This window comes from Micromonospora sp. L31 (assembly GCF_052068075.1).
Lineage (GTDB): Bacteria > Actinomycetota > Actinomycetes > Mycobacteriales > Micromonosporaceae > Micromonospora > Micromonospora purpureochromogenes.
In genome coordinates this window covers 214,948-241,639 of the sequence record NZ_JBQHDC010000002.1, presented here as the reverse complement: position 1 = coordinate 241,639, position 26,692 = coordinate 214,948, and the positions used below count along the sequence as shown (strand labels likewise).

The following is a 26,692-nucleotide window of genomic DNA, read 5'->3' as shown; positions in this document are numbered from 1 at the left end:
AGGTATCCAGGAGAGTCATAGACGTGCTCGCCGTACTCTCTCCCGGCCAGGGTTCCCAGAAACCCGGCTTCCTGACTCCCTGGCTCGACCTGCCCGGCACCGAGGCCCGCCTGCGGTGGTGGTCCGCGCTCGCCGGGGTCGACCTGGTGCACCTCGGCACCCAGGCCGACGCCGACGAGATCAAGGACACCGCCCGGACGCAGCCGCTGCTGGTCGCGGCGGCCCTGCTCGCCGCCGAGCAGCTGCCGATGTACGACGTCGCGGTCACCGCCGGCCACAGCGTCGGCGAGCTCGGCGCCGCCGCCCTCGCCGGGGTGCTCCCGGCCGAGGCGGCGATCACCCTCGCCGGGGTACGCGGCCGGGAGATGGCCGCCGCCTGCGCCCTGGAGCCCACCGGGATGGCCGCCGTGCTCGGCGGCGACCCGGACGAGGTGCTCGCCGCGATCACGGCGCACGGGCTGCACCCGGCCAACCGCAACGGCGCCGGCCAGATCGTCGCAGCCGGGGCGCTCGACGCGCTGGACAAGCTCGCCGCCGAGCCGCCCGCGAAGGCCCGGATCACCCGACTCAAGGTCGCCGGCGCGTTCCACACCCCGTACATGGCGCCGGCCGAGGCAGCGCTGGCCGGCGTGGCCGCCGGGATCACCCCGGCCGAGCCGTCCCGGATCCTGCTGTCCAACCTCGACGGTTCGGCGGTCAACCACGGCCGGGAAATGGTGCAGCGGCTGGTCCGCCAGGTCACCGCCCCGGTCCGCTGGGACCTCTGCATGCGCACCCTGGCCGACCTCGGCGTCACCGGCGTGGTCGAGCTGCCCCCGGCCGGCACCCTGGCCGGGCTGATCAAGCGGGAGCTGAAGGCCACGGGCGGACCCGAGATCGTCACCCTCAACACCCCCGACGACCTGCCGGCCGCGCGCGACCTGATCGCCCGGCACAGCGGGCTGCGCGGCCACGAGCCGGTGGTCCAGTTCCGGGTGGTGGTCTCCCCCGCCGCCGGGACCTTCGAACCGACCGCCGACCTCGCCGAGGGCGCCGACCTGCGCACTGGCCAGGTGATCGGCCACATCGCGACCCGGCAGGGGCCGGTCGAGGTGACCGCGCACGACAGCGGCCTGCTCACCGAGTGGCTCGCCCACCACGACGACCCGGTCGCGCCGGGCCAACCCCTCGCCCGCATCGGAGGCCAGGTATGACCGGCAGTCGGATCCTCGCGATGGGCCACTACCAGCCCTCCCGCGTCGTCACCAACGACGACATCGCCCAGCTGGTGGACACCAACGACGAGTGGATCCGGGACCGGGTCGGCATCGTCACCCGGCGGATCGCCGACGGGGAGACGGTGGCCGACATGGCGACCGCCGCCGCCGGCAAGGCGCTGGCCAACTCCGGCCTCACCGCCGCCGACATCGACCTGGTCGTCGTGGCCACCTGCACGTCGGTCGACCGCAGCCCGAACGTGGCCTGCCGGGTCGCCGCCAAGCTGGGCATCGCCGCCCCGGGCGCGTACGACATCAACACCGCCTGCTCCGGCTTCGCGTACGCCCTCGGCACCGTGGACCACGCGATCCGGGCCGGGGCGGCGCGCAACGCGATCGTCGTCGGCGCGGAGAAGCTCTCCGACTTCACCGACTGGACCGACCGCTCCACCTGCATCATCTTCGGCGACGGCGCCGGGGCCGCGGTGGTCACCGCCGCCGCCGAGGGCGAGCCGGCCGGGGTCGGCCCGGTGGTCTGGGGCTCGGTGCCGGAGAAGAGCGACGCGGTACGCATCGAGGGCTGGCGCCCGTACATCGCGCAGGAGGGTCAGGCGGTCTTCCGCTGGGCCACCACCGCGCTGGCGCCGCTCGCCCTGCAGGCCTGCGAGCGGGCCGGGGTCGACCCGTCGGAGCTGGCCGCGTTCGTGCCGCACCAGGCCAACGCGCGGATCATCGACGGCATCGCGAAGCGGCTGAACATCCCGCAGGCGATCATCGCGAAGGACATCGTCGAGTCCGGCAACACCTCGGCGGCGAGCGTGCCGCTGGCCCTGTCCAAGCTGATCGAACGGCGCGAGGTGCCCTCGGGCGCCCCGGTGCTGCTGTTCGGCTTCGGCGGCGGCCTGACCTACGCCGGTCAGGTCGTCCGCTGCCCCTGAGACCCCCTCCGGCGCGCCAGCGCCGAGGAGCGGCGGTCGACACGTCGTCGGCCGCCGAGTAACCCCCGATGAGAGGAACCAACCGAAATGACCCGTGACGAGATCACCACCGGCCTCGCCGAGATCCTCGAAGAGGTTGCCGGGGTGAACCCGGACGACGTGGCCGAGGGGAAGTCCTTCACCGACGACCTCGACGTCGACTCGCTCTCCATGGTGGAGGTCGTGGTGGCGGCCGAGGAGAAGTTCGGCGTCAAGATCCCGGACAACGAGGTGCAGAACCTCAAGACCGTCGGCGACGCCGTCACCTACATCGCGGCGCAGTCCTGATCATGAGTCGCATCGACGTCGTCGTCACCGGGCTCGGCGCGACCACCCCGCTGGGCGGGGACGTCGCGTCGACCTGGGACGCCATGCTCGCCGGCCGCTCCGGGGTGAGTGCGCTCACCCAGGAGTGGGCCGGGCAGCTGCCGGTCCGGATCGCGGCCCAGCTGGCGGTCGACCCGGCCGCCCTGCTGGACCGGGTCAAGCTCCGCCGGCTCGACCGTTCCGAGGCGATCGCGATCATCGCGGCGCAGCAGGCCTGGGCGGACGCCGGCCTGGCCGACTCCGGGCCCGACCCGGACCGGCTGGGCGTCAGCGTCGGCTCCGGCATCGGCGGCGCGCTGACCCTGCTCGCCCAGGACGACATCCTGGAGGCGTCCGGCCCGCGCCGGGTCTCCCCGCACACCATCCCGATGCTGATGCCCAACGGCCCCGCCGCCTGGGTGGGGCTGGAGCTGGGCGCCCGGGCGGGCGTCCACTCGGTGGCCAGCGCCTGCGCGACCGGCGCGGAGGCCATCGCGCTCGGCATGGACATGATCCGTGCCGGCCGGGCCGACGTGGTGGTGGCCGGCGGCACCGAGGCGGTCATCCACCAGCTGCCGATCGCCGGCTTCAGCTCGATGCGGGCCATGTCGACGCGCAACGACGAGCCGGAGCAGGCCTCCCGCCCCTGGGACAAGGGCCGCGACGGGTTCGTGCTCGGCGAGGGCGCCGGCATCCTGGTGCTGGAGCGGGCCGAGCACGCGGCCGCCCGGGGCGCCCGGGTGTACGCGCGGCTGGCCGGTTCGGGCATCACCTCCGACGGCTACGACATCGTCCAGCCGCACCCGGACGGTGCGGGCGCGATCCGGGCCATCGCCAAGGCGATCGCCGACGCGGACGTGGCGAAGTCCGACATCGTGCACGTCAACGCGCACGCCACCTCGACCCCGGTCGGGGACATCGCCGAGATCAAGGCGCTGCACGAAGCGCTCGGCGACCACCCGGTGCTGACCGCCACCAAGTCCATGACCGGTCACCTGCTGGGTGCGGCGGGCGCGCTGGAGTCGATCGCCACCATCCTGGCGATCCGCGACGGTGTCGTACCCCCGACGATCAACCTCGATGACCCGGACGACGGCCTCACTCTGGAGGTGGCCGCCAACAAGGCGCGCCACATGGACATCCCCGCCGCGTTGAACAACTCGTTCGGCTTCGGCGGACACAACGTGGCTCTCGTCTTCACGCGGGCCTGAGACCACAGCCTTGGAGGCTCACGTGACCACCACCGCCGTTGGTGCGGACACATCCACCGTGGACTACCGGGATCCGGAGCTGCGCCTCCGGGCCCTGTTCGACGCCGGTTCGCTGCGCCTGCTGGCCCCCCGGGACACCTCCGGCGTCCTCTGGGCGCGGGGTGAGGTCGACGGCACGCCGGCGATCGCGTACGCCACGGACGCCACGAAGATGGGCGGCGCGATGGGCACCGAGGGGTGCCGGCACATCGTCGACGCGATCGACACCGCCGTCCGGGAGCGGGTGCCGGTGCTCGGCCTCTGGCACTCCGGCGGCGCCCGGCTGGCCGAGGGCGTGGTCGCGCTCGACGCCGTCGGGCAGGTCTTCGCCGCCATGGTGCGCGCCTCCGGCCGGGTGCCGCAGATCTCGGTGGTGCTCGGTCCGGCGGCCGGTGGCGCGGCGTACGGGCCGGCGCTGACCGACATCGTGGTGATGAGCGGCGCCGGGCGGATCTTCGTCACCGGGCCCGAGGTGGTCCGCAGCGTCACCGGCGAGCAGGTCGACATGGAGCGGCTCGGCGGCCCCGAGCCGCACGGCCGGCGCTCCGGCGTGGTGCACGTAACCTGCGCCGACGACGAGGCGGCGATGGTCGAGTCACGCAAGCTCGCCGCGCTGCTCGGCCGCCAGGGCCGGCTCTCCCCCGACGACGTGGCGACCGGCGTCGAGGACGGGCACGACCTGATGGCGAAGATGCCGGCCGAGACCAACCGGGCGTACGACGTCAAGCCGGTGGTCAAGGCGCTGCTGGACGCCCCCGGCGTGGAGCTGCACGCCAAGTGGGCGCCGAACGTGGTCACCACGCTCGGCCGGTTCGCCGGCCGGACGGTCGGCGTGATCGCCAACAACCCGCTGCGGCTGGGTGGCTGCCTCGACGCGTCCAGCGCCGAGAAGGCGGCCCGCTTCGTGCGGATGTGCGACTCGCTCGGGGTGCCGCTGATCGTGCTGGTCGACGTGCCCGGTTACCTGCCCGGCCTGGGCCAGGAGTGGGACGGCGTGGTCCGGCGCGGGGCGAAGCTGCTGCACGCCTTCGCCGAGGCGGTGGTGCCGCGGGTGACGCTGGTGACCCGCAAGGCGTACGGCGGGGCGTACATCGCGATGAACTCCCGCTCGCTCGGCGCGACCGCGGTCTTCGCCTGGCCGAACGCGGAGGTCGCGGTGATGGGCGCCAGCGCGGCGGTCAACATCCTGCACCGCAAGAAGCTCGCCGCCGCCCCGGCGGAGGAGCGCGAGACGCTGCGCGCGCAACTGATCGAGGAGCAGACCCGGGTCGCCGGCGGGGTGAACCGGGCGCTGGAGATCGGCGTGGTGGACGACGTGATCAAGCCGGAGGAGACCCGGCGCCGGATCGCCGAGGCGCTCGCCGGGGCCCCCGCCGCACGGGGCGCGCACGGCAACATCCCGCTGTAGCACCGGTCGTACCAGTCAGGGTCCGCGCCTTTCCGGGTGCGGGCCCTGACCGCCTTCAGTCCGGCTCGCGCCCCGGGTCCGGCTCGCACTCCCCTGCGTTGATCGACTCCGTGTCGCCGGACCGGCGGCATCGCCGCGAGCAGGACACCGCCATGTCGCCGGAACGGAGTCGATCACGTCACCGACCGGCCGGCAGTCATCCGGGCGGCTAGGGTGAGGGCCGCCGACCCCGCGAGGAGCACGCCGTGGAAGCGACGGAGATCCGCAAGCTCGCCGCGCTCGAGGACACCCACTGGTGGTACCGCGAGCGGCGTGCCCTGCTGGCCCGGTCGCTGCGCCGGCTGGCCGCCGCCGGGACACGCCCCGGGCGGGCGCTGGACGTCGGCGCGGCCGGCGGCGGCAACACCCGGGTGCTCCGGGCGCACGGGTGGCGCCCGCTGGCCCTGGAGTACAGCGCCGACGGCGCCGGGGTGGCCCGGGAGCGCGGGCTCGACGTGATCCGGGCCGACGCCCGGCGCCTGCCCGTCGGATCGGCGAGCCTCGGCCTGGTGGTCGCCTTCGACATCCTCGAACACTTCGACGAGGACCACCTGGCCGCCGCCGAGATCCGCCGCACGCTGCGCCCCGGCGGGACGGCCCTGATCGCGGTGCCCTGCGACATGGCGCTCTGGTCGGCCCACGACGTGGCGGTCGGGCACGTCCGCCGCTACGACCGGGAGTCGCTGCGGGCGGTGGTGGAGAAAGCCGGCCTGGTGATCGACGAGCTGTGGAGCTGGAACGTGCTGCTCCGCCCGGTCGCCGCCTGGCGGCGCCGCACCTCCACCGGCAGCGACCTGGGCGACCTGCACCCGCTGGTCAACCTGGGGCTGCGCACGGTCGTCACCGCCGAGCGGTACCTGCCGGTGCGGTCGCTGCCCGGGGTCTCGCTGATGCTGCGCGCCCACCGCCCGGCCTGAGTCGGCGGCCCCCGCGAGCGCGTCCCGTCGGCTAGCATCTCCCGGCCGTCGCGTCGACGGCACGAGATCCGACGGGGGACGTGACAGATGATCCGACGGGTGGCCGTACTGGCCGCGCTCACCCTGACCGTGGCGACCGGCTGCGCCGAGGACGCGAAGGAGCCCGCCGTGGCGCCGTCACCGTCGCCGTCGGCCACCCCGACCGCCTCGCCGATCGCGGCCGGTCCACCCTGGTACGACGAGGTCGCCCCGGCCGCCGCCGGCACCACGGTCGGCCCGGAGGGCAGCACCTGCCCGCTGCCGATCACCTTCTCGGTGCCGGCGAAGTGGAAGGTCAAGGCGGTCACCTCCGGCAAGGACTTCCAGATCGGACCGGCGGTGCCGCTCTGCGAGATCGACGCGAAGCCGGCCGGGCACATCGGCTTCCTGCGGGTCTGGCGGGTCGAGGGGGCGACGCCCCGGACGCCGCAGATCACCCTGGACAAGTTCATCGACGACTACGGCTCGGCCACGGAGCGGCAGTACCGGCGCACCAAGGCCGGCCCGCTGGACTCGTTCGAGGCGACCTGGACCGGTGACGACGGACGGAAGCGGGCGATCCTGGTGTCCAGCCTCTACGGCAAGATCCTGGTCACCCTCGGCGGAGCGGACGACGAGGAGTTCACCGCGATGCTCCCGGCGTACCAGCTGGCCAAGTCGAGCACCAACCTGCCGAAGTGACCGCCGGGCGCCCGGCCCGCCGGTGGCGGGCCGGGCGTCAACGCAGGCGGTAGACGGCCATCCGCGCGTTCTCGTGGCGCAGGTCGGCCAGCTCGGCCAGGTCCGGGGACTCCGGGTCGACCGTGCGGTCGACCACCAGCCAGCGCACGCCGTACCGGTCGCGCAGCTCGGCCAGGCCGGCGGCGGTGGGCGCGGTGAACGCGGCGTCGTTGGCGCGCAGCCGCTCGGCGTCCCAGAACGGGGCGTACGGGCCTTCGGGCCGGCCCACCATCCGGGGCGCGAACGCCCAGCCCTCCACCAGCACCGGCCGCTCGGCGTAGCCGCTGAGCCAGAACGAGCGGGCGTCGCACCAGCCGCTCACCACCACCCGGCAGTGCACGTTGGTCGCCAGCACGTCCTCCGGCGCGCTGTGCGCGCGCACCCAGCGGGCCGCCTGCACCCGGGAGGCCGGCATCCGCTCCACCGCGTACGCCCCGCCGTTGGTGAAGTACCGGGCCGCGGCCGCGTCGAGCACCAGGCCCGGCGCGCCGGCCACCAGCACGGCGGTGAGCAGCACCACCGGGCCCCGGCCGGCCAGGCCGGGCCAGCGGTCGACCAGCCCCGGCCAGAGCAGGGCCACCAGGACGACCGGCACCAGCAGGGCCGCCGCCCAGCAGAGCAGCGGCAGCACCGCGGCGTACGGCCGCTCGGGCGGCACGATCGCCGGGAAGCGCAACTGGTATGCGGTCAGCGCCAGCGCGAGGCTCGCCGCGCCGACGCCGAGCAGCACCCGTCCCCGGGTGGTGAGCGCGGTCCGGTCCAGCAGCTCGACGAAGCCCCAGCCGGACAGCAGCACCCCGAAGGCGAAGCCGGTCCGGGTGAAGTACTGGTTGCTGCTGCCCGGGTGGGCGACAAGCAGGTAGACCGCGGGACCGGCCAGCGCTCCGCCGAGCAGGAAGACCTGCGCCGGCTCCAGCCGCCACCGGCGCAGCCTCAGCAGCGCCAGCACGCCGGCGAGGCGGAGCTGGAGGTTGAGCAGGAAGGCGACCAGGACCCCGGCCCAGAGCAGCGCGGTCACCGGGCCGGAGTGCCCCTCGCCGACGTACGGGCGCAGCCCGGAGAAGGGCTCCACGGTCACGCCGTGGCTCTCGAAGGCGAAGAGGACGGCGGTGGCGAACACCTGCGCCGCCAGGGCCAGCGCCGCCGCGACGAGCACCGGCCGGGGCGGCCGCCGCCGGGTCACCAGCAGCACCACGACGGTGAACGCCAGCGCGGCCAGCACCACCGGCACCGAGCTGGCCTTGGCCCCGGTGGAGGCGGCGAGCAGCAGGACCGCCAGCACCCAGGCGCCCCGGCCCACCGGCGGGACCGTGCTGCCCCGGGCCCGGCCGACGATCTCGGCCAGCACGGCGATCAGTGGCAGCAGCAGCACCCAGCTGTACGTCATCGACGGGCTGCCCCAGACGATGAAGGTGACCTGACTGCCGAAGAGCTGCCGCAGCCCGTTCTCGAAGCCGAACTCCCCGACGGTGAACATCAGTCCGGCGGCGACCACCCCGGCGTACGGCCGGCCGGTGACCCGCCAGCCGACCACCGCGACCAGCACGGCGGCGAGCGCGCAGAGCGCGGGCACGGCGAGCCGGAAGAAGACGGTGGGCAGGTCGACGCCGCTGACCAGGCTGGCCGCCGCGAGGTGGGCGAAGCCGAACCAGTGGTAGTGCAGCGGCTCGCCGGCCACCTGGGGGACCTCCGGGGGCACCTGGTGGGTGGCCGCGCCGGCCAGCGAGAGCTGGAACGCCAGGTCGATGTACTGGGCCTGCCCCTCGTCGGTGGGCAGCACCGGGTTGACCCGCAGGAACGACTCGCTGAGGTAGAGGGTGAACCCGGCGACCACCCCGGCGAGCGACCAGGCCCAGCCGGTCGGCACCGGGGTCGTCCCGCCGGCCCGCCAGTGCCGGCGCAGCCGGGGCACGGCGGCGTACGGCAGCAGCACCGCCACCGGCCAGAGCCGCAGCCAGCCCGGCAGGCCGGCGGCGGTGCAGGCGGCCCAGGCGACCAGCTCCAGCACCAGCCCGAGGGCGCTGCCCATCGCCACGTCCTCGACCAGGGTGTGCGGCCGGCGGCGCAGCGTGCGCCAGAGCAGCGTGCCGGGCAGCGCCACGGCGAGCGCGGCGTAGAGCGTGTAGCGGAGCAGGTCCGGCGCGGGGGTGCCGGCCGCGAGCAGGGTGACCGCGACGAAGGCGTACCCGGACAGGGCCGGCGCGAAGCGGGCCGGGGCCGGCCGGCGGCGCGGCGCGGCGGCGGCGCGGGCGGCGTCGCCGGTGGCGAGGGCGGTCACCGCAGGCTGTCGGCCAGCTCGCCCGTGCCCGCCGGGCCCGCGGCGTCGACTCCGGCCGCCGGGCCGTCGGCGCCGTCGGTGCTGCCGGGGCCGTCGGCGTTGCCGGCGCCGTCGGCGCTGTCGGCGGCGACGAAGTACGCCGGCCGGCCCTGCACGGCGGTGTAGATCCGGGCCACGTACTCGCCGAGCAGGCCGAGGCAGAGCAGTTGCACGGCGCCGAGGAAGAGCACCGCCACGTAGAGCGAGGGCCAGCCGGAGACGGTCGACCCGGCCAGCCAGGCGAGGACGGCCACCACCACCAGCACCCCGCAGACCGCCACCCCGGCCAGCCCGAGCCAGGTGGCGAAGCGCAGCGGCGCGGCGGAGAAGCTGGTGACGCTCTCGGCGGCCAGCCCGGCCATCCGGGACAGCGGGTACTTCGTCCGCCCGGCGGCCCGCTCGTCGCGCTGGTAGCTGACCTCGCCGCTGGGGAAGCCGAGCCAGGGCACCACCAGCCGCAGCACCGGGCTGCGCTCGGGCAGCTCCCGCAGCGCCTCGACGGCGGCGCGGCTGAGCAGCCGGAAGTCGCCGGCCTGGGCGGGCACCTGCTTGCCGACCAGGCGGCGCATCAGCCGGTAGTAGCCGGCCGCGGTCCACCGCTTGAAGGCGCTGTCGGTGCGGCGGTCGGCCCGGACGCCGTAGACGATGTCGAGGTCGTCGGCGCGGGCGAGGCGGAGCATCTCGACGATCGTCTCCGGCGGGTCCTGGAGGTCGGCGTCGATGCTGACCACGTACCGGCCGCGGGCCCGGAGCACCCCGGCGACCAGGGCCGCCTGGTGGCCGCTGTTGCGGCGCAGCCGCAGCACCCGCAGCTGGGGCCAGCCGGCGCGCAGCGCGGCCAGCCCGGCCCCGGTGCCGTCGGTGCTGCCGTCGTCGACGGCCACCACCTCGTACGCCTCGCCGAGGCCGTCGAGGACCGCGCGCAGCCGCCGGGCGAACAGCGGCAGGACGCTCTCCTCGTCGAACATCGGCACCACCACCGAGAGGGCCGGCTCCGGTCGCGTCACGGCGCTCGCCCCCTCCCGCGCGTCTTTCCCCTGGTGGACCACCGCACGCTATCAGCCGGACGGGGACCGTCCGGGCCGGTCGCGGGGGACCTCAGGCCGCGCAGGTGGTGGCCGGCAGCCCCGGCACCCGCACCGGCGACCGGCCGCCCGGCCGCTGCCGGCCGGCGAGCACGTCGGCGAGGGCGGTCATCGAGGTACGGCTGGAGGAGTAGGTGGCCAGCAGGGTCGGCGACTTCGCCTTCTCCAGCACGTACGGGGTGTCCATGGCCACCGTCACCGCCGCGTCGGCGCTCAGGTCGTCCGCGCCGTCGCCGTAGCCGACCAGGTGCACCTTGGTGCCGCCGCTCGGCGCCACCGGCACCCCGGCCGCGGTGAGCGCCTCGGTCAGCGCGGCCCGGGTGTGGTCTCGGCCGGCGGAGGAGGTGACGGTCACCGGGCCGCGGACCGGGGCGCTGCAGGCGCCGCGCAGCACGGTCACCGCCGCCGCCGCGAGGTCCTGCGCCGCCTTGCGGTGCTCGGCGCTGTTCAGCGTGGACATCGCCGGGGCGGGCCGGTCGGCGAGCTGGAACTTCATGGTCAGCACCCGGGTGGCCGCCTCGACCAGCCGGGTCCGGGGCAGCGACCCGTCGCGCAGCGCGGCCAGCAGCCCGTCGTACGCCTGGCCGACGTGCGGCGTCATCAGGATCAGGTCGTTGCCGGCCAGCAGCGCCCGGACCGCGGCCTCGCCCGGCGCCCAGCGCTTGGCCGGCGCCATGTTCATCCCGTCGGTGATCACCACGCCCCGGAAGCCGAGCTGCCCGCGCAGCACGTCGGTGAGGAGCTTGCGGGAGAAGGTGGCCGGGGTGCCCGGGTCGACCGCCTTGACGTCGAGGTGGGCCGACATCACCGCCATCGCCCCGGCGTCGATGCCGGCGGTGAACGGCGGGAACGCGGTGGCGTCGAGTTCCTGGCGCGGCTGTCCGATCACCGGCAGGTCCTTGTGCGAGTCGGCGGCGCTGAGCCCGTGGCCCGGGAAGTGCTTGACGCTGGCCGCGACGCCGGCGCTCTGCAGGCCCTTCACCGCGCCGGCGACCTGGGCGGACGCCCGCTTCGGGTCGGCGCCGAAGGAGCGGGAGCCGATCACCGTGCTGCGGGTGGCCAGCACGTCGGCGACCGGGGCGAAGTCCAGGTTGATCCCCATCGCGGCCAGCTCGGCACCGGCGGCCCGCCAGGCGGCCTCGGTCAGCGCCGGGTCGTCGGCCGCCCCGGCGGCCAGCGCGCTGGGCAGGGTGGTCACCCCGTCGGTGATCCGGGTCACCACGCCGTACTCCTGGTCGGTGCCGATCAGGAAGGGCGCCGCCCCGGCGGGGAGCTTCGCCGCGGCGGCGCGCAGCCCGGTGGTGAGGTCGCGCACCTGGGCCGGGTTGTCGACGTTGGTGGTGGCCTGGTTGCCGGAGGTCGGGTCGTCGGCGCTGAAGCCGACCAGGATCACCCCGCCGAGGCGGTACTTCGCGACCATCTCGGCGGGGGTGTCGACCCCGGCGAGGGCGCGGTTGCCGGCCGCCGAGGCGGCGGTGACGTCGGTGGCGGAGCTGCCGTACGCGTAGGGCATCAGCACCTGGCCGACCAGGTCCTCGTCGGCGAGCGTGCCGACCAGCGCGGCGGCCCGGGCGGCCGGGTCGGCCGCCGGGGTGCCGGTCGGACCGGGGGCGGCGGAGGCCGACGGGCTCGGCGCCGGGCGCGGGCGTTCCGGCTCCGCCGAGCAGCCGGAGACGAGCAGCGCGGTCAGGGCGGCGAGGGCGACGCCGGCACGTCGCGGTGAGGTCGGCACGCGGCCCATCAAACCCGCTGCCGACTCGTGGCGGCAACCGGAGCCGGGCGGCCGGCCGGTGGGGTGTGCCGGTCCCCGACCGGGTGTCCGGCTGCGCCGCCGGCTCAGCCGACCCGGGTGAGCAGCGTCACCGGGGCACCGTCCCCGGCGTACCGGTAGGGCTCCAGCTCGGCGTCCCAGGCGGTGCCGAGCGCCTTGTCCAGGGCGTGCGCGAGCGCCTCCGGGGCGCGGGCGGTCGCCATGATGCTGCGCAGCCGGTCCTCGCCGAGCTGGATGTCGCCGGCCGCGCCGACGGTGGCGCGGAACAGGCCACGGCCGGGGACGTACATGAAGCGCTCACCGTCGGCGCCCGGACTGGGCTCCTCGGTGACCTCGAAACGGATCATGGGCCACTGCCGGAGGGCAGCAGCCAGTTCGGCGCCCGTCCCCGGGCGACCGGTCCACCCGCACTCGGCCCGGCGGGCGCCGGGATCGACGGGCTGGCCCGTCCACTGCAGGTTGACCGGCGCGGCGAGGACGCGCGCGATCGCCCACTCGACGTGTGAGCACACGGCGAGCGGGGTCGAGTGGACGTATACGACGCCACGCGTTGGCACGGTGACCTCCCGGAGACCGAGGTGCGTCTTCCCCTACGACCTCGACAACCCGAGTGGTTCCTGCAACACATGATGACGCTGTGACGGATGGTGCGCCAGCGAATCGGAAAATTCGGCGGGGGGAAATACCCGGACCGGTGACCCGGTTGTGCTCTCCGGACAGGCACGGTGGCCGACCAGGCATCGTGTTCGTGTACAGTTCTCTGGGCGGTTCTGCGCCGTCGTACATCTTCGCGGGCCGAGGCTCATCCGGGCGTCTCCCGCATTCAGCCCCCGGACGTTTTCCGTCCTCCCGTACGTCTTGCAAGGAGTACCTCCGTGGCGAGCAACACCTCTAAGACCGCGCGCGCGTCAGTCCGGGCCGGCCAGGCTGGCCAGGGTGGCGCCCTCAGCGTGCTGGGCGAGTTCAAGTACCTCATCCCGCTCAACGGCGGCAAGCACGCCTACGTGCGGAACCTGACCAACGGCAAGACCGTGCACCTGCGCACCGACTCGGACGCCTTCGTCGAGGAGATCCGGGTGCTGGCCGCCGCCGGCCACGCCGCCAAGATCCGCGCCGAGATCAACAACCTCGCCGCCACCCACCCGGGCGACGGCTGGGACAAGACCGAGAAGCGCCTCGTCGAGGCCGGCGTCTTCGAGGGCTGAGCCCTCCCCCCAAGCGCCACCTGGAACCGCCCGTCGGGTCACCCCGGCGGGCGGTTCCGTCTGTCCCGGGTACGCCTCCGGCGGCGCCGCCGCCCCCCGGCCCTGGCCCCGGCCCTGGCCCTGGCCCCGGTTTGCGGCGTGTCGCGGTGTCCCGCCGCCGGGATACCGCGACCCGCCGCATTTCGCGTGGATCTTGCCGGGACCGAGGCCGGGATCGGGGCCGGGATCGGGGCCGGCGTCGGCGGGCCGGTCAGCGGTCGAGGAGGGTGACCTCGCCGGTGGCCAGGTCGTAGACCGCGCCGACCACGTCCACCCGGCCCTCGGCGACCGGCCCGGTGAGCAGGTCGTCGGCGCGCAGGGTGGCCACCGTGCGCAGCACGTGCCGGCGTACCGCCATCGGGTGTGCCCGCGGGTCGTCCGCCCCCACCTCGGTCACCGCCGGGGCGATCTGGTCCACCAGGTACGCCAGCGAGCCGCCCGGCCGCTCCCCGGTGCGCAGGGTGTCCACCGCCGAGGCGACCGCCCCGCACCGCTCGTGGCCGAGCACCATCACCAGCGGCACCCCGAGCTGGCCCACCACGTACTCGATGGAGCCGCAGACCGCCCGGTCCAGCACGTGCGCGCCGGTGCGGATCACGCAGATCGACCCGAAGGTCTGGTCGAAGATCGCCTCCAGCGGCACCCGCGAGTCGATGCAGCCGAGCAGCACCGCGTACGGCTGCTGGTCGCCGGAGGCGACGGCCGCGGCGGCGGTGACGTCGTGGCCGTGCACCGGCTGCCCGCTGACGAAGCGGCGGTTGCCGGTCAGCAGCTCGGCCAGCGCGGCCCGGGGCGTCCGCGCCGCTCCCGCGCTCGAACCGGTCATGTCCCCCAGCCTGCTCACGGATCCGGCCTCGCGGGGCGGGATGCGAATCTTCTCACCACCACGGTTGGCGTGGTGTCATGACGGGTAGCCGGTGTTACCGCCGGGTTAACCCGGTGCGAGAGGACCGGACGGCCCGGGGGAGGTCACGATGCCGGAGCAGCAGCAGGTACGGCTTCCCGACGACGTGCGCCTGCACGTGGAGGTGACCGGGCCGGCGGACGCCGAGGTCACCGTGATCATGCTGCACGGCTGGACGCTGGACGGGCGGGCCTGGCACCGGCAGGTCGCCGACCTGACGGCCCGCTTCGGCCGGCGGGTCCGGGTGGTGACCTACGACGCCCGCGGGCACGGCCGGTCCAGCTGCATGGCCCTGCGCACGGCGACCCTGGCCCAGCTCGGCGACGACCTCGCCGCGGTGGTCGACGCGGTGGCCCCGACCGGCAGGGTCGTGCTGGTCGGCCACTCGATGGGCGGGATGACGGTGATGGAGTACGCCCACCGCCACCCCGAGCACTTCGCCGCCCGGACCGCCGGGCTGGTCTTCGTCTCGACCACCGCCGAGGGGCACACGCACACGGTCTACGGGCTGTCGCCGCGCATCGCCCGGCTGATCCGGATCGCCGAGACCACCGGCGCCGGGGTGCTGGCCCGCTGCGGTTCCTGGCGCCCGCCACGGGCGCTGCTGCGCGCGCTGCGGCCGAGCATCCGCTGGATGCTCTTCGGCGACCGCTGCGACCCGTCCGACATCCGCCTGGTCACCTCGGCGGTGGCCCGCGCCTCGCTGCGCTCGATCGGCGGGTTCCGCGCCTCGATCGGCGCCCAGCACCGGCTGGAGACGCTGGCCGAGCTGGCCCACCTGCCGGCGGCGGCGCTGGTCGGCGACCGGGACCGGCTCACCCCGCCGCCCTGCGCGGAGTCGATCGCCGCCGCGCTGCCGGTGACCGAGCTGACCGTGTGCCCCGGCGCCGGGCACATGCTGATGATGGAGCGGCCGGACGAGGTGAACGCCGCGCTGGCCGGGGTGCTGGACCGGGTGCTGGCCGAGGCGCCGGAGATCGACGCGATCGAGATCGGCGCCACGGAGATCGGCCGGACCGGGCCGACGACGACGGGCGCGACGGAGCCGATTCCGGCCGGCTGAGCGGCCCGTGGAGGGTGGCGGAGGTCGCGGGACGCGGCATGGCCCCGAAGGGGGGTGGCAGGCTGCCCGTACCCTCATTCCGCCTGGCGTGCGCCCGCGCCCGGCCGCCGCCGTCGCACAGGAGCCGTCACGTTGACCGACCAGACCACCCTGGAACAGGAGATCGCCGCCGAGCAGCGGCATCTCGACCGGGTGTACGCCCGCCTGGCCGAACTGCGCCGCTCGGCGGCGCAGGCCGAGAAGGAGGGCTACCGGCTGGCCCGGGTGGGCAACTTCGGCGCGCTGGTCGAGCGGGACGCGATGGTGTTCCACGCCGCGCAGCGACGGTACGTGCTGGACGCCGAGCACGAGGGGCTGGTCTTCGGCCGGCTCGACCTGCGGACCGGCCAGGTGCTGCACGTGGGACGGCTCGGCGTGCGGGGCGAGAACGCCGAGACGCTGGTCGTGGACTGGCGTGCCCCGGCCGCCGCCGCGTTCTACCAGGCGACCCCGGCCGAGCCGCTGGGCGTGGTGCGGCGGCGCACCATCCAGTCGTCGGCCGAGAAGGTCACCCGGATCGAGGACGACCTGCTCGACCCGGAGTCGGCGCCGGCCGAGATGACGGTGGTCGGCGACGGGGCCCTGCTGGCGACCCTCTCCCGGGCGACCGGCCGGGGGATGCGCGACATCGTGGCGACCATCCAGCGGGAGCAGGACGAGGCGATCCGCTCCCCCGGCTCCGGGGTCACCATCGTCTCCGGCGGCCCGGGCACCGGCAAGACGGCGGTCGCGCTGCACCGGGCCGCGTACCTGCTCTATTCCGACCGCAGCCGGTACGCCGGCGGCGGCATCCTGGTGGTCGGCCCGTCCTCGGTCTTCGTGGAGTACATCGCCTCGGTGCTGCCCTCGCTCGGCGAGGAGACCGCCACGCTGCACTCGCTGGGCTCGCTCTTCCCGAGCATGTCGGCGACCAGGACCGACCCGCCGGAGGTGGCGGCGGTGAAGGGCTCGCTGCGGATGCGCAAGGTGCTGGAGCGCGCGGTGCGCGACGCGGTGCCGGGCGGGCCGGACGAGCTGCGCCTGCTCTACCGGGGCGAGCTGCTCCGGCTGGAGCGCCGCGAGCTGGACGGCGTCCGGGACCGGGCGCTGTCCCGGGGCGGGCGGCGCAACGAGGTCCGGCGGGTCGCCTTCGATGCGGTCCTCGCGGCGCTGTACGCCCAGGCCCGCCGGCTGGGCGTCACCCGGCTGCCGGAGCAGCGCGCCTTCGAGGACGAGATCATCGACCGGTCGGAGTTCCGCGAGTTCCTCAAGGCGTGGTGGCCCCGGCTGCACCCGCGGCACGTGCTGGGCTGGCTGGCCCGGCCGGAGCGGCTGCGCCGCTACGCCGGCGGCATCCTGTCCCGGGCGGAGACCGCGCTGCTGGTCGAGGCGTACCGGGCGCTGGACGCGCAGGGGCTGACGGTGGCCGACATCGCCCTGCTCGACGAGCTGGACGCGCTGCTGGGCAAGCCGGTGCGGCCGGCCCGGGCCAAGCGCGACCCGTACCAGCTGGCCGGCGGCGTTCGCGAGCTGAGCACGTTCGCCGACCGGCAGCGGGCCGCCCGGGCGGCGGCCCGGGAACGTCCGGAGGACTACCGCGACTACGCGCACGTGGTGGTGGACGAGTCGCAGGACGTCTCGCCGATGCAGTGGCGGATGATCGGGCGGCGCGGCCGGCTCGCCTCCTGGACGGTGGTGGGCGACCCGGCGCAGACCGCCTGGACGGGTGACCCGCAGGAGCTGGACCGGGCGCGGGACCAGGCGCTCGGCCGGCGCCGGCGGCACCGCTTCGCGCTGACCACGAACTACCGCAACTCGGCGGAGATCTTCGCGGTGGCGGCGGCGGAGATCCGCCGGCTCTACCCCGACCTGAAGCTGCCGACGGCGGTCCGCTCCACCGGCGTGGAGCCGGTCGCGCTGACCGTCGCCGCCGACCGGCTGCCGGCGGCGACCGTGCAGGCCGTGGACGCGCTGCTCACCGAGGTGGAGGGCACCGTTGGCGTGATCACGCCGGTGCCGCGCCGCGACGAGGTGGCCGGCTGGCTGGGCGGCCGCGGCGGCTCCCGGCTCCAGGTGGTGACCAGCCTCCAGGCCAAGGGCATGGAGTACGACGGCGTCGTGCTCATCGCCCCGAGCGAGATCCGCGCCGACCCCGGCTCGGGCGTGCGCACCCTCTACGTCGCCCTCTCCCGCGCCACCCAACGCCTCACCACCATCGACCCCACCCCCTGACCCCGCCCCGGGGTCGGGCACGTTCCGAGAATGAGTGGCTGTACCGGGCGCGGCGGCCACTCGTTCTTTGAAGGTGGGGGAAGGCGTGCGGGGTTAGTTGCATACATAGCGATGTGAGCATAGATTGGGTTCGGGCCGCCAGGGCGACGGAAGGTGTGGGCGTGGGCGCAGGTCATGACCACCACGGGTCGGTCACGAACGCGGCGCACCGCCACCGGGGGCGACTCTGGGCGGCCTTCGCGCTGCTCGCCGCGCTGATGGTGGTCGAGGCCGTCGCCGCGTTCGGCACCGGCTCGCTGGCCCTGCTCTCCGACGCCGGGCACATGTTCACCGACGTGCTCGGCATCGGCATGGCGCTGGCCGCCATCACCGCCACCCGGCACGGCGACCGGGACCCGCAGCGCACCTTCGGGCTCTACCGGCTCGAGGTGCTGGCCGCGCTCGCCAACGCCGTCCTGCTCAGCGGGGTGGCGATCTACGTGCTGATCGAGGCGGTCCGCCGGTTCGGCGACCCGCCGGAGGTGCGGACCGGGCCGATGCTGGCGGTGGCGGTGCTCGGCCTGCTGGCCAACCTCGTCGCGTTCGCGCTGCTGCGTCCCGGGGCGCAGGAGAGCATCAACCTGCGCGGGGCGTACCTGGAGGTGCTCGGCGACCTGCTCGGCTCGCTGGGCGTGATCGGGGCCGCGCTGCTCATCGCCGGCACCGGCTGGTGGTGGGCCGACCCGGCGGTGGCGGTCGCGATCGGCCTGTTCATCCTCCCCCGCACCTGGCGACTCGGCCGCGCGGCGGTACGCATCCTGGTCCAGGCCGCCCCGGAGCACCTGCAGGTGACCGCCGTGCACGACCGGCTGACCGCCGTCCCCGGCGTCGCCGAGGTGCACGACCTGCACGTCTGGACGCTCACCTCCGGCATGGAGGTCGCCTCCGCCCACCTCACCATGGTCCCCGGCGCCGAGGTCGGCACGGTGCTGGCCGCCGCCCGCACCGCCCTGCACGAGGACTTCCACATCGAGCACGCCACCCTCCAGATCGAGCCGGGGGCCGCCCCCGGCGCCTGCGGGCAGGTCGAGTGGTGACGAAATCGGACACCTATTGTCCCATTGTGTCACCTACACCAGGATTCACTCCAGTACCCTCAGTCACGAAACGGGCGGGTGTCACACCCGTACCGGTAGGCTCGGTCCCGGCCTCCGCCAGGCGGCACCCTCCGGTGCCGGCGGTGGCCGCCGCCTAATCGCCTGCCAGGGCGAGCCGGGGAACCATGTTCGTGGGGTGCATCCGCGTCAGCGGTAGGGATCTTCCGTCCCGAACCCGTCAGCTAACCCGGTCGGCGGCTGACGGAAGGACATGTGCATGCACGTACGACGTACCACCGCACGGCTGGCGGCCGCGGTCGTCGCGACGCTCGCCCTCGGGGTGTCGTCCGCGCCGGTCCCGGCGACCGCCGCTCCCCCCGCCACCCGGCTCGCCGCCCCCGGCGACCCCGAGGGCGGCACCCCCGCGCTGCGCGCCCAGCTCGACGCGGCCAGCAAGGGCTGGATCGACGCCAAGGCCGCGCTGGAACGCTCCACCAAGCGGCAGCAGGAGCTCGGCAACCAGCTCAAGACCATCGAATCGGAGCTGACCGTCCGGCAGGGCAAGGTCGGCGAGATCGCCGGCGTGGCGTACCGGACCGGGCGGCTCGGGCCGGTGTCGGCGCTGCTGAACAGCTCCAGCCCCGAAGGCTTCCTGGACCGGGCGGCGGCGCTGGAGACGGTCGCCTCCAACGAGGACCGGGAGCTGCGCAACCTGCTCCGGACCCGCGACGACGCCACCCGCACCCGGGCCGCGCTCGACAAGGAGATCGTCGAGGAGCGCAAGCAGGTCGCGGTGATGGCCAAGCGCAAGCAACAGGCCGAGCGGGCGCTCGCGGTGGCCGCCGCGGACAAGCCCGCCGCCAGCACCGGGAGCGGCTCCAACGCCGGCACCTCCACCGCCAACGCCCGGCCGGCGCCGCGCAACCCCGACGGGTCCTGGCCCTCGGAGTCGTGCAGCGTCAACGACCCGACCCCGGCCAACGGCTGCATCACCCCGCGCATGCTCAACGCGCTCAAGCAGAGCCAGGCGGCCGGCTTCACCCGGTACGTCTCCTGCTACCGCCCCAGCGGCTCCGGCGAGCACCCCAAGGGCCGGGCCTGCGACTTCGCCGCGCAGAAGAGCGGCTTCGGCGGCGACGCGACCGGCGGGGACCGGACGTACGGCAACAACCTGGCCGCGTACCACGTCCGCAACGCCGACCGGCTCGGGGTGCTGTACGTGATCTGGTACCGGCAGATCTGGCTGCCCAGCAGCGGGTGGAAGTCGTACAGCGGGGCCGGCGGGGACCCGTCCAGCGACCACACCAACCACGTGCACCTGTCGGTCTACTGACCGACCGGCGGCGGGGCCCGTCCGAGGCGGACGGGCCCCGCCGTACGCGCGCCGACGTACCCGGGATGTCGTCGCCCGGCCCACGACGCAGCGCAACGGCCGGGCGAGCATCGAGGCATGACCCGACTCTCCCCCGACGGCCGCAAGACCCTGCTCACCCTGCACCTGGTGACCGCGCTGGGCTGGCTCGGCGCGGACCTCGTGCTGCTCACCCTCGGCATCGCCGGGCTGCGCGGTGCCGACCCGGGCGTGGTCTACCCGGCGGCGGCGCTGGTGGCGACGTGGCTCTTCGCGCCGCTGAGCGTGCTGGTCTGGGTGGTCGGCGTGACCAGCGCGCTGCTGACCCCCTGGGGGCTCCTGCGCTGGCGCTGGGTGGTGGTCAAGCTGGTGCTCACCACGGTGATGATCGGCCTGGTGCTGTTCGCGCTGACGCCGAACCTGCGCGCCGCCGCCGGACCGGACGCCACCGCACACCAGCGCATCGACGTGGTGGTCGCCCCGGCCGTCTCCACCGGCCTGCTGGTCACCATGACCGTGATCTCCACCTGGAAGCCGTGGGGCCGCAACCGCCGGGCCGTCCCGCCGCCCCGCCGGACGGCGGCGACACCCGTCGGCCGCCGCTGAGTTGACGGGGGCGTCAGTTCGGGACCGGGCCGCCGTCGGCTTCCCGGTCCAGCACCGCGCCGAGGCGGCTGGCCAGGCCCAGGTGCGCGGCACGGGCCTGCCGGAACGCGTACCCGAACAGCGGCGCCGGCGCGGAGAGGGTGATCTCCACGTCGATCCGCAGCACGTCGCCCTCCTCCTGGAGCCGGGTGTGGTTGCGCACCGTCGTGCCGGGCTGCTGCCGGGCCACCGTGACGATCTCGTCGTCGGTGACCACCAGCACGTCGGCCTGGTAGGTGACCGGGAACCGCAGCGGCCCCAGCTCCAGCCGGTCGGTGATGGCGTAGCTGGCCCGCGCGCCCGGACGGGTCGGCAGCTGGCGCACCCGGACGATCAGCGGATGCAGCTCCCCCTGCCGGGCCGGATCGCTCAACAGCGCCACCGCGTCCGCCCGTGAGCAGCGCGCCTGCACCGTGTAGCTGAACGACTCCCGCCGGACCACTCCGCCCTCCACCCCTCGTCGGTCGCCCGATCGTCCCGTACGACGGCCGGGCTGGCAATCGCAGGCGGCATGCGAGGCCACCGCCGTCAGCGGCGGCGCCGCGGTCTCCGCCGCCGCCCGGGTACGTGACGCGGAGCGGCACTGGGACACCGCTCGGGTACGTGACGCGGAGCGGCACTGGGACACCGCCGCGCGGGTGGCGCTGGACCTGCTGCCCCGGCTGACCGCCGGGCCGGTGGAGAGCGTGCTCAACGTCAACGCCCCGGACCTGCCGCACGGGCGGCTGCGCGGCGTGCGCCGAGGCACCCTGGCCGGCTTCGGCCAGGTGCAGATGACGGTGGCCGACCGCCGGTCCGGCGACGTGGCGCGGTCCGCGGGCGCGGCTCACCGCCACATCGGCGACATGGAGTGGATCACCAGGCCGGCGTCAGGCGCCGGGGAGGACCTCGGGGGTCGGGGCCGCGGCGCCGGCGAAGTAGGGCTCCGGCGCGCCGAAGAGGCCGAGCAGACCGGTGACCCAGAGCTGCCGGTGGACGAACCGGCTGGGCTCGGTGACCACCAGCTTGACGCCGCTGACCTCGGCCGTCTGGAACCCGGCGACCATCGCGCTGATACCGACGGAGTCGATGAAGGTGACGAGTCGCATGTTCAGCTCGATCCGGGACGGACGGCCCTTCGCGAGCACCTCGGCGATCGCCTCACGCACCTCGTACGCGGTGTCGACGTCGATCTCCCCTCGCGGAGCGATCTCCATGACACCACCAGGCAGAACCGACTTCACGATCGACAGGCTCACGCGAGCACCTCCACTCGCCCGTCCACGGGCGCCTCATCAGTACGCGGGCCGCGACCGAGAGTATTCCTCCGACGGCCTCGGTCGCCACCCCCCGGGATGAGCAATTCGCGGATCCGGAGGGACCGGACCCTTCTTCCCCGAGTTTTTTCCTGGTCCCGTTCATCCCAACGAGCGACCGGGTTCGGCCGCTCCAACCGACCCAGGGTAGCGAGCCCCGTCCAGTCAATTCCGTACCCGGCCCGCCCGGCGAGCCCCGGTGCGCGCGCCGATCCCCCAGAGTTGCCCCACCCGCATAGGGTCGGCGGGCGAGGGTTCCACCACGACGGAAGGAACGATCGATGCTCAAGAGACTGCTCGGCCTGGCCGGTGTCGGTGCGCTGCTCGCTCTCGTACTGGCCTGCGGCTTCGGCGGCGGCGGGGACGACGACGATGACGACGACGACGATTTCGCCCGCGGCGTCGCGGTGGTCATGGTCCGCTGAGGGTCCGAACCGGGTTTGCGGCGCGTCCCGGATGGGCACTGGCGGGACAGGCGACCGTGACGCGCCGCAGACGTCGACGTCCGAAGTGGCCGCAGACTTCGGCACCCCGAGGAGGTACCCATGTTCGGCAGCAACCTGCTGGAGCGCCGCAGCAAGCCGGAGCGGATCACCGACCAGGCCTGGCAGCAGCTGGTCTCGGCGGTCGGTTCCGCCGGTGACAGCGTGCGGGACACGGCGCGGTCGGTCCGCGGCGGCACCCACCTTTCCGACGCCGGTGACCTGGTGGGCTCGGCGGCGGACGAGGCCCGGCGTCGGGCCACGCTCGCCTTCGACGCGCTCGCCGGGCGCCGTCCGGCCCTGCCGTGGACGCTGCTGATCAGCGCGGCGCTGGTCGGGGCCGCCATCGGTTGGGCCGCCGGGACCGCCGCGCGGGCCGCCGGCAGCCGGGACGGTCGGGCCGTCGACGACATCGAGTTCGTCGATGTGGACCGGCCGAACTCGCCGGTCGGCCTCGACGGCTGAGGCGACGGCACGCCGGGGACTGCCCGGCTGGATCAGAACGACGTGGCGGTGTCCGGGACTCCGGACACCGCCACGTCGCACTGCACGGTCGCTCGCGCCGGCCGGTCAGCGGCTGGTGCAGGTGACCGCGGGTACGCCGGTGCTGCCGCTCGAGCTGCCGAGGAAGCCGACGCTGGCGGCTCTGTGGAAGCGCTCCCAGTCAGCTCGCCCGGTCGAGGTGGTAGACCACCGCGTCGCCGACCCGCTCGCGGTGGATCCCCAGCCCCTCGACCGGACGGGCCGCCGCGCCCTGCCACGGCGTGCTGGTCGCGTACCGGGGCAGCAGCACCACCGTGCGCACCCCGGCCGCCCGCAGGTACGCCACCGACCCGGCGTCCGGGAAACCCTCGCCGGCCGCCCGGATCCGCTGCTGACTGTCCGGAGTGAACGAGGCCAGCCCGTTCACCGTGGACGGGAAGCCGTCGGTCGACCAGAGCATCACGTGGTAGTCGCGGATGCCGCCCAGCGGCAGCACCAGCACCGGGCCCGCGACGCCGCGCAACGCCACCGGCTGCGCCGGCACCGGCACGTGCGGGGTCCGGTTCACCCCCTCGGCCAGCACCAGCAGCGCCGGGAGCGCCAGCGCCACCCGCGCCCACCGACACCAGTCCCCGCGACCGGCCCTGGCCGGCGGCCGCTCCCGGACCGTCAGCGCCCCGGCGGCCAGCACGCCCAGCAGCAGCGTCGTCCAGAGCACCAGCCGGCCCGGGGTGCGCAGGGCGTCCCAGCCCGGCAGGTGCCGCATCAGGGTGAGGTAGCCCGGGTCGCCGTCACCGCCGAAACTGGTCCCCGCCGCGAGGGCGAGGCTGACCAGCACCCCGGCGGCCAACGCGACCCGCTGCCACACCCGCCAGGCCGAGAAGGCCAGCCCGGCCACCGCCAGCGCGATCAGCACCATGCCGGGCAGCAGGGTCATCTCCCCCGGGAAGCCGAGCGCCGCCCGCGCCGCGCCGTGCCGCTCGCCCCACAGCCACGACTCCGGCGGCGCGGTCAGGAAACCACGGGCCGGCGGGGAGAACATCGCCACCTGCGCGGCCGTCCGCCGGCCGGCCGGATGGCGGGCCACCACCTCCAGGTACGGCGCCGCCATCAGCAGGCTCACCCCGGCGAACCCGGTGACCCCGGCCAGGTCGGCCAGGAACAGGCCGCGCGAAACCGTCGGCCGGGACCGGCGCCGCCACCAGGTGACGCCGTACGCCCCGGCGACGGCGAGGCCGAGCAGACCCAGGACGTACGCGAACGGCAGGCCGATGCCGAAGCCCAGGGTGACCTGCCAGGCGGCGACCGCCCAGCCGGCTCCCGCCCAGCCGGGACGGACCCGGTCGGGCCGGTACCCGTGGCGCAGCGACCAGCCGTGGCCCCGGGCCAGCATGGCCAGCGCGAGGGCCACCCCGCCGATGCTGAGCACGTGCAGGTGCCCGGCCTGGGCCAGCTTCCACGGCGCGTACGCGAACGACGCCCCGGCCACCGCCGCCCCCGCCCGCCCGGCACCCAACTGCCGCGACAGCGCGTACGCCCCGACGAAGGCGAGCGCGTGCACCAGCACGTAGAGCAGGTTGTAGCGGACGACGGCGGCCACCGGTCCCTCGCCGACCAGGGCGAACGGGGCGAAGCCCAGCAGGGTGTCGGAGTAGGCGTAGGTGTACGGCTCGGGGAAGAACGTGTTCGAGTGCCAGAGGCGGGCCGGGTCGGTGCGCAGCGCGTGCCCGCCCCAGGCGACCTGCCACGCCTGCAGGGTCGGATCGCCGGTGTCCTGCGGGAGGGTGCCGGCCGGGTCGCGCAGCGTCGGCCAGGTCAGCGCGGCGGCCAGCGGCAGTGACGCGAGCACCACGACGGTCCACTCGTGCCGGGCCACCCGCCACAGCGCCCGCCCCGCCCGGCGCACCCCGTCCATCGCCCCCGCCCCTCGCCGACCGCCAGATCGTGCCCGAGCCCACCCCGGGTTGTCGATGCCCGGGCGGGCAGCCGGTCACCCGGTGCGGGTGAGGGGGGCTCACCCGGTGTGCCGGCAGGATCGCGGTTCGGCGGGCTGTGCGCCCGCCCCGTGTCCCGATCCCGGGAGGAGTGAGCGCATGGCCAGCGCGACCATCGTCACGCGTACCGACCAGGACATCCAGACCGACGTGCTCGACGAGCTGACCTGGGAGCCCCGGGTGAGCCCGGCCGAGGTGGGGGTCACCGTCGCCGAGGGGGTGGTGACGCTGACCGGACGGGTGGACAGCTACGCCGCGAAGTGGGCCGCCGAGCGGGCCGCGCACCGGGTGGCCCGGGTCCGGGCCGTCGCCAACGACCTGGCCGTGCGGATCACCCCGTCGGCCGAGCGCACCGACACGGAGATCGCCGGGGCGGCCGAGCGGGCCCTGGAGTGGGACGCCTTCGTGCCGGTGGAGGACCTGGAGGTGACCGTCGCCGGCGCGTGGGTGACGCTGCGCGGCCGGGTCGAGTGGGAGTACCAGCGCCGGGCCGCCGAGCGGGTGGTCGGCCGGCTCACCGGCGTACGCGGGGTCAGCAACGGCATCACCGTCCGGCCGTCCACCCCGCCGACCGGCGACGAGCTGCCCGACCGGATCGTCGACGCGCTCGCCCGCAGCGGCGCCACCGAGCCGGACCGGATCAGCGTCCGGGTGTACGGCGACACCGTGGTCATCGACGGCCTGGTGCACTCCGTGCCCGAGCGCGACGAGGTGGAGCGGATCGTCTGGTCCGCCCCCGGCATCCGGGAGGTCCACAACCACGTCACGGTGGGCGGCTGAGACCACCCGGCCCGGGTGAACCGACTTCACCCGGCCGGCGGGCAACGTGGGAGTCATGACTGATTCCGACGGGCTGATCACACCCGGGAGCCCGGCGCCCGACTTCACCCTGCCGGCCACCCCGGACGGGCGGCGTACGGGCCCCGGGCAGTTCCGCGGCCGGCCGGTGGTCCTCGCCTTCTACCCCGCCGACTGGACCCCGGTCTGCGGTGACCAGATGGCGCTGTACCAGGCCGCGATGCCGGAGTTCGAGCGGTACGACGCGGTGCTGCTCGGCCTCTCCGTCGACAGCATCTGGTCGCACCAGGCCTTCGCCGAGGCCAGGGGGATCACCTTCCCGTTGCTGGCCGACTTCGAGCCCAAGGGCGAGGTGTCCCGCCGGTACGGCGCGTACACCCCGCACGGGGAGTCCGCGCGGGCGCTGGTGGTGCTCGACCCGGATCAGACGGTGGCCTGGAGCCACCTCTCGCCGCCGGAGGTGAATCCGGGCGCCGATGGCATCCTCGACGCGCTGGAGCAACTCGTCTCCGATCGGCGGGTGGTGACCCGATGACGACGCCGCTCCAGGTCACCGCCCGGCTGCGCACGCCGGTGGACGGGACCGACCACGTCCGGGGGCCGGTGGACGCACCGGTCACGATCGTCGAGTACGGGGACTTCCAGTGCCGCTTCTGCGGCGCGGCGTACCCGAACCTCGCCGAGGTGCTGCGCCAGCGCACCGCCACCGTCCGGCTGGTCTACCGGCACTTCCCGATCGCCAACGTCCACCCGTACGCGGAGAGCGCGGCGGAGGTCGCCGAGGCGGCCGCCCGGCGCGGCAGGTTCTGGGAGATGCACGACTGGCTCTACGAGCACCAGGACCAGTTGGACCCGGTGCACCTGTCCCTCGGCGTCGAACAGCTCGGACTGCCACCCGAGGAGGTGGGCGCCGAGGTCGAGCGGCAGGCGTATTCCGACCGGGTACGCCGGGACTTCGTCGGCGGGATCCGCAGCGGGGTCAACGGCACCCCCACCCTGTTCGTCAACGAGGTCCGGCACGAGGGCGGGCACGACCTGCCGGAGCTGCTCGCCGCCGTGGACGCGGCGGCCGGCAGCTGACC

At 74.9% G+C, this 26,692-nt stretch carries 26 protein-coding genes and 1 riboswitch; of the genes, 18 read left to right on the top strand and 8 right to left on the bottom strand.

Annotated features, from left to right (window positions below; translation table 11 throughout):
- Positions 1–23: 23 nt before the first annotated feature.
- The 7 genes from ACTMS9_RS07675 (at position 24) to ACTMS9_RS07645 (ending at position 6,813) form a co-directional block, all read left to right on the top strand.
- Complete coding sequence (locus ACTMS9_RS07675; protein ID WP_441145591.1) at positions 24–1,193, top strand: acyltransferase domain-containing protein; 1,170 nt, start codon at positions 24–26, stop codon at positions 1,191–1,193.
- A complete protein-coding gene (locus tag ACTMS9_RS07670) occupies positions 1,190–2,134 on the top strand; it encodes a beta-ketoacyl-ACP synthase III (protein WP_179801228.1) in 945 nt (314 codons plus the stop codon). Before ACTMS9_RS07675 ends, ACTMS9_RS07670 begins: the two co-directional genes overlap by 4 nt.
- Before the next feature lie 87 nt (positions 2,135–2,221).
- Complete coding sequence (locus ACTMS9_RS07665; protein ID WP_074313380.1) at positions 2,222–2,461, top strand: acyl carrier protein; 240 nt, start codon at positions 2,222–2,224, stop codon at positions 2,459–2,461.
- A 2-nt stretch (positions 2,462–2,463) separates the two neighbouring features.
- Positions 2,464–3,690, top strand: coding sequence for a beta-ketoacyl-ACP synthase II (fabF, locus tag ACTMS9_RS07660; RefSeq protein ID WP_441145594.1), 1,227 nt, complete (start codon positions 2,464–2,466; stop codon positions 3,688–3,690).
- Between the two features lie 22 nt (positions 3,691–3,712).
- Positions 3,713–5,137: an acyl-CoA carboxylase subunit beta gene (locus tag ACTMS9_RS07655; protein WP_441145596.1), complete on the top strand. Its 1,425-nt coding sequence runs from the start codon at positions 3,713–3,715 to the stop codon at positions 5,135–5,137.
- A 245-nt stretch (positions 5,138–5,382) separates the two neighbouring features.
- The gene (locus ACTMS9_RS07650) at positions 5,383–6,093 is read left to right on the top strand and encodes a class I SAM-dependent methyltransferase (protein ID WP_441164559.1); all 711 of its coding nucleotides are present in this window, start codon (positions 5,383–5,385) and stop codon (positions 6,091–6,093) included.
- A gap of 87 nt (positions 6,094–6,180) precedes the next feature.
- Complete coding sequence (locus ACTMS9_RS07645; protein ID WP_441164558.1) at positions 6,181–6,813, top strand: lipoprotein; 633 nt, start codon at positions 6,181–6,183, stop codon at positions 6,811–6,813.
- A gap of 37 nt (positions 6,814–6,850) precedes the next feature.
- Here ACTMS9_RS07645 and ACTMS9_RS07640 read toward each other — a convergent pair whose 3' ends face one another.
- The 4 genes from ACTMS9_RS07640 to ACTMS9_RS07625 all read right to left on the bottom strand — a co-directional run bounded on the left by ACTMS9_RS07640 (position 6,851) and on the right by ACTMS9_RS07625 (position 12,582).
- Positions 6,851–9,130 carry a hypothetical protein gene (locus ACTMS9_RS07640; protein ID WP_441164557.1) on the bottom strand — a complete coding sequence of 760 codons (2,280 nt, stop codon included), beginning with the start codon at positions 9,128–9,130 and terminating at the stop codon, positions 6,851–6,853.
- Positions 9,127–10,176, bottom strand: coding sequence for a glycosyltransferase family 2 protein (locus ACTMS9_RS07635; RefSeq protein WP_441164556.1), 1,050 nt, complete (start codon positions 10,174–10,176; stop codon positions 9,127–9,129). The genes ACTMS9_RS07640 and ACTMS9_RS07635 overlap by 4 nt, the downstream gene beginning before the upstream one ends.
- Before the next feature lie 91 nt (positions 10,177–10,267).
- Positions 10,268–11,995, bottom strand: a complete 1,728-nt coding sequence (locus ACTMS9_RS07630; RefSeq protein WP_441164555.1) for a glycoside hydrolase family 3 protein — start codon at positions 11,993–11,995, stop codon at positions 10,268–10,270.
- A gap of 95 nt (positions 11,996–12,090) precedes the next feature.
- Complete coding sequence (locus ACTMS9_RS07625) at positions 12,091–12,582, bottom strand: DUF3145 domain-containing protein (protein ID WP_088960915.1); 492 nt, start codon at positions 12,580–12,582, stop codon at positions 12,091–12,093.
- A 318-nt stretch (positions 12,583–12,900) separates the two neighbouring features.
- On the opposite strand from ACTMS9_RS07625, the gene ACTMS9_RS07620 reads away from it, so the two are divergent.
- The gene (locus tag ACTMS9_RS07620) at positions 12,901–13,230 is read left to right on the top strand and encodes a hypothetical protein (protein ID WP_441145609.1); all 330 of its coding nucleotides are present in this window, start codon (positions 12,901–12,903) and stop codon (positions 13,228–13,230) included.
- 250 nt (positions 13,231–13,480) lie between these two features.
- Here ACTMS9_RS07620 and ACTMS9_RS07615 read toward each other — a convergent pair whose 3' ends face one another.
- On the bottom strand, positions 13,481–14,095 hold the full coding sequence (locus ACTMS9_RS07615) for a carbonic anhydrase (protein WP_357608601.1): 615 nt from the start codon (positions 14,093–14,095) through the stop codon (positions 13,481–13,483).
- 148 nt (positions 14,096–14,243) lie between these two features.
- Here ACTMS9_RS07615 and ACTMS9_RS07610 point away from each other — a divergent pair, with 148 nt between their 5' ends.
- From ACTMS9_RS07610 to ACTMS9_RS07590, 5 genes are all read left to right on the top strand, one after another.
- Positions 14,244–15,236: an alpha/beta fold hydrolase gene (locus tag ACTMS9_RS07610; protein ID WP_441145611.1), complete on the top strand. Its 993-nt coding sequence runs from the start codon at positions 14,244–14,246 to the stop codon at positions 15,234–15,236.
- A 132-nt stretch (positions 15,237–15,368) separates the two neighbouring features.
- Positions 15,369–17,486 (top strand): HelD family protein, encoded by a 2,118-nt coding sequence (locus ACTMS9_RS07605; protein ID WP_441164554.1) that lies wholly within the window; start codon positions 15,369–15,371, stop codon positions 17,484–17,486.
- A 161-nt stretch (positions 17,487–17,647) separates the two neighbouring features.
- Positions 17,648–18,562: a cation diffusion facilitator family transporter gene (locus ACTMS9_RS07600; protein WP_441164553.1), complete on the top strand. Its 915-nt coding sequence runs from the start codon at positions 17,648–17,650 to the stop codon at positions 18,560–18,562.
- A gap of 141 nt (positions 18,563–18,703) precedes the next feature.
- Positions 18,704–18,835, top strand: a riboswitch (cyclic di-AMP (ydaO/yuaA leader).
- A 4-nt stretch (positions 18,836–18,839) separates the two neighbouring features.
- The gene (locus ACTMS9_RS07595) at positions 18,840–19,895 is read left to right on the top strand and encodes a coiled-coil domain-containing protein (RefSeq protein WP_441164552.1); all 1,056 of its coding nucleotides are present in this window, start codon (positions 18,840–18,842) and stop codon (positions 19,893–19,895) included.
- A 117-nt stretch (positions 19,896–20,012) separates the two neighbouring features.
- Positions 20,013–20,519, top strand: a complete 507-nt coding sequence (locus tag ACTMS9_RS07590; RefSeq protein WP_441164551.1) for a hypothetical protein — start codon at positions 20,013–20,015, stop codon at positions 20,517–20,519.
- A gap of 13 nt (positions 20,520–20,532) precedes the next feature.
- On the opposite strand, the gene ACTMS9_RS07585 is transcribed toward ACTMS9_RS07590, so the two are convergent.
- A complete protein-coding gene (locus ACTMS9_RS07585) occupies positions 20,533–21,000 on the bottom strand; it encodes an SRPBCC family protein (protein ID WP_441145621.1) in 468 nt (155 codons plus the stop codon).
- A gap of 427 nt (positions 21,001–21,427) precedes the next feature.
- Complete coding sequence (locus ACTMS9_RS07580; RefSeq protein WP_154942627.1) at positions 21,428–21,796, bottom strand: STAS domain-containing protein; 369 nt, start codon at positions 21,794–21,796, stop codon at positions 21,428–21,430.
- 338 nt (positions 21,797–22,134) lie between these two features.
- Here ACTMS9_RS07580 and ACTMS9_RS07575 point away from each other — a divergent pair, with 338 nt between their 5' ends.
- Both ACTMS9_RS07575 and ACTMS9_RS07570 read left to right on the top strand, forming a co-directional pair.
- Positions 22,135–22,278 carry a hypothetical protein gene (locus ACTMS9_RS07575; RefSeq protein WP_280837992.1) on the top strand — a complete coding sequence of 48 codons (144 nt, stop codon included), beginning with the start codon at positions 22,135–22,137 and terminating at the stop codon, positions 22,276–22,278.
- 120 nt (positions 22,279–22,398) lie between these two features.
- Positions 22,399–22,800 (top strand): hypothetical protein, encoded by a 402-nt coding sequence (locus ACTMS9_RS07570; protein ID WP_441145623.1) that lies wholly within the window; start codon positions 22,399–22,401, stop codon positions 22,798–22,800.
- A gap of 199 nt (positions 22,801–22,999) precedes the next feature.
- On the opposite strand, the gene ACTMS9_RS07565 is transcribed toward ACTMS9_RS07570, so the two are convergent.
- Entirely contained in the window at positions 23,000–24,733 is a 1,734-nt protein-coding gene (locus ACTMS9_RS07565) for a hypothetical protein (protein ID WP_441164550.1), read from the bottom strand.
- Between the two features lie 178 nt (positions 24,734–24,911).
- Between ACTMS9_RS07565 and ACTMS9_RS07560 the strand changes: the two genes are divergently transcribed.
- From ACTMS9_RS07560 to ACTMS9_RS07550, 3 genes are read left to right on the top strand one after another with little or no spacing between them, the layout of a single operon-like run.
- A complete protein-coding gene (locus tag ACTMS9_RS07560; RefSeq protein ID WP_441164549.1) occupies positions 24,912–25,592 on the top strand; it encodes a BON domain-containing protein in 681 nt (226 codons plus the stop codon).
- A 55-nt stretch (positions 25,593–25,647) separates the two neighbouring features.
- Entirely contained in the window at positions 25,648–26,145 is a 498-nt protein-coding gene (locus ACTMS9_RS07555; RefSeq protein ID WP_441164548.1) for a redoxin domain-containing protein, read from the top strand.
- Positions 26,142–26,690 (top strand): DsbA family protein, encoded by a 549-nt coding sequence (locus ACTMS9_RS07550; RefSeq protein ID WP_441164547.1) that lies wholly within the window; start codon positions 26,142–26,144, stop codon positions 26,688–26,690. The genes ACTMS9_RS07555 and ACTMS9_RS07550 overlap by 4 nt, the downstream gene beginning before the upstream one ends.
- Positions 26,691–26,692: the final 2 nt, after the last annotated feature.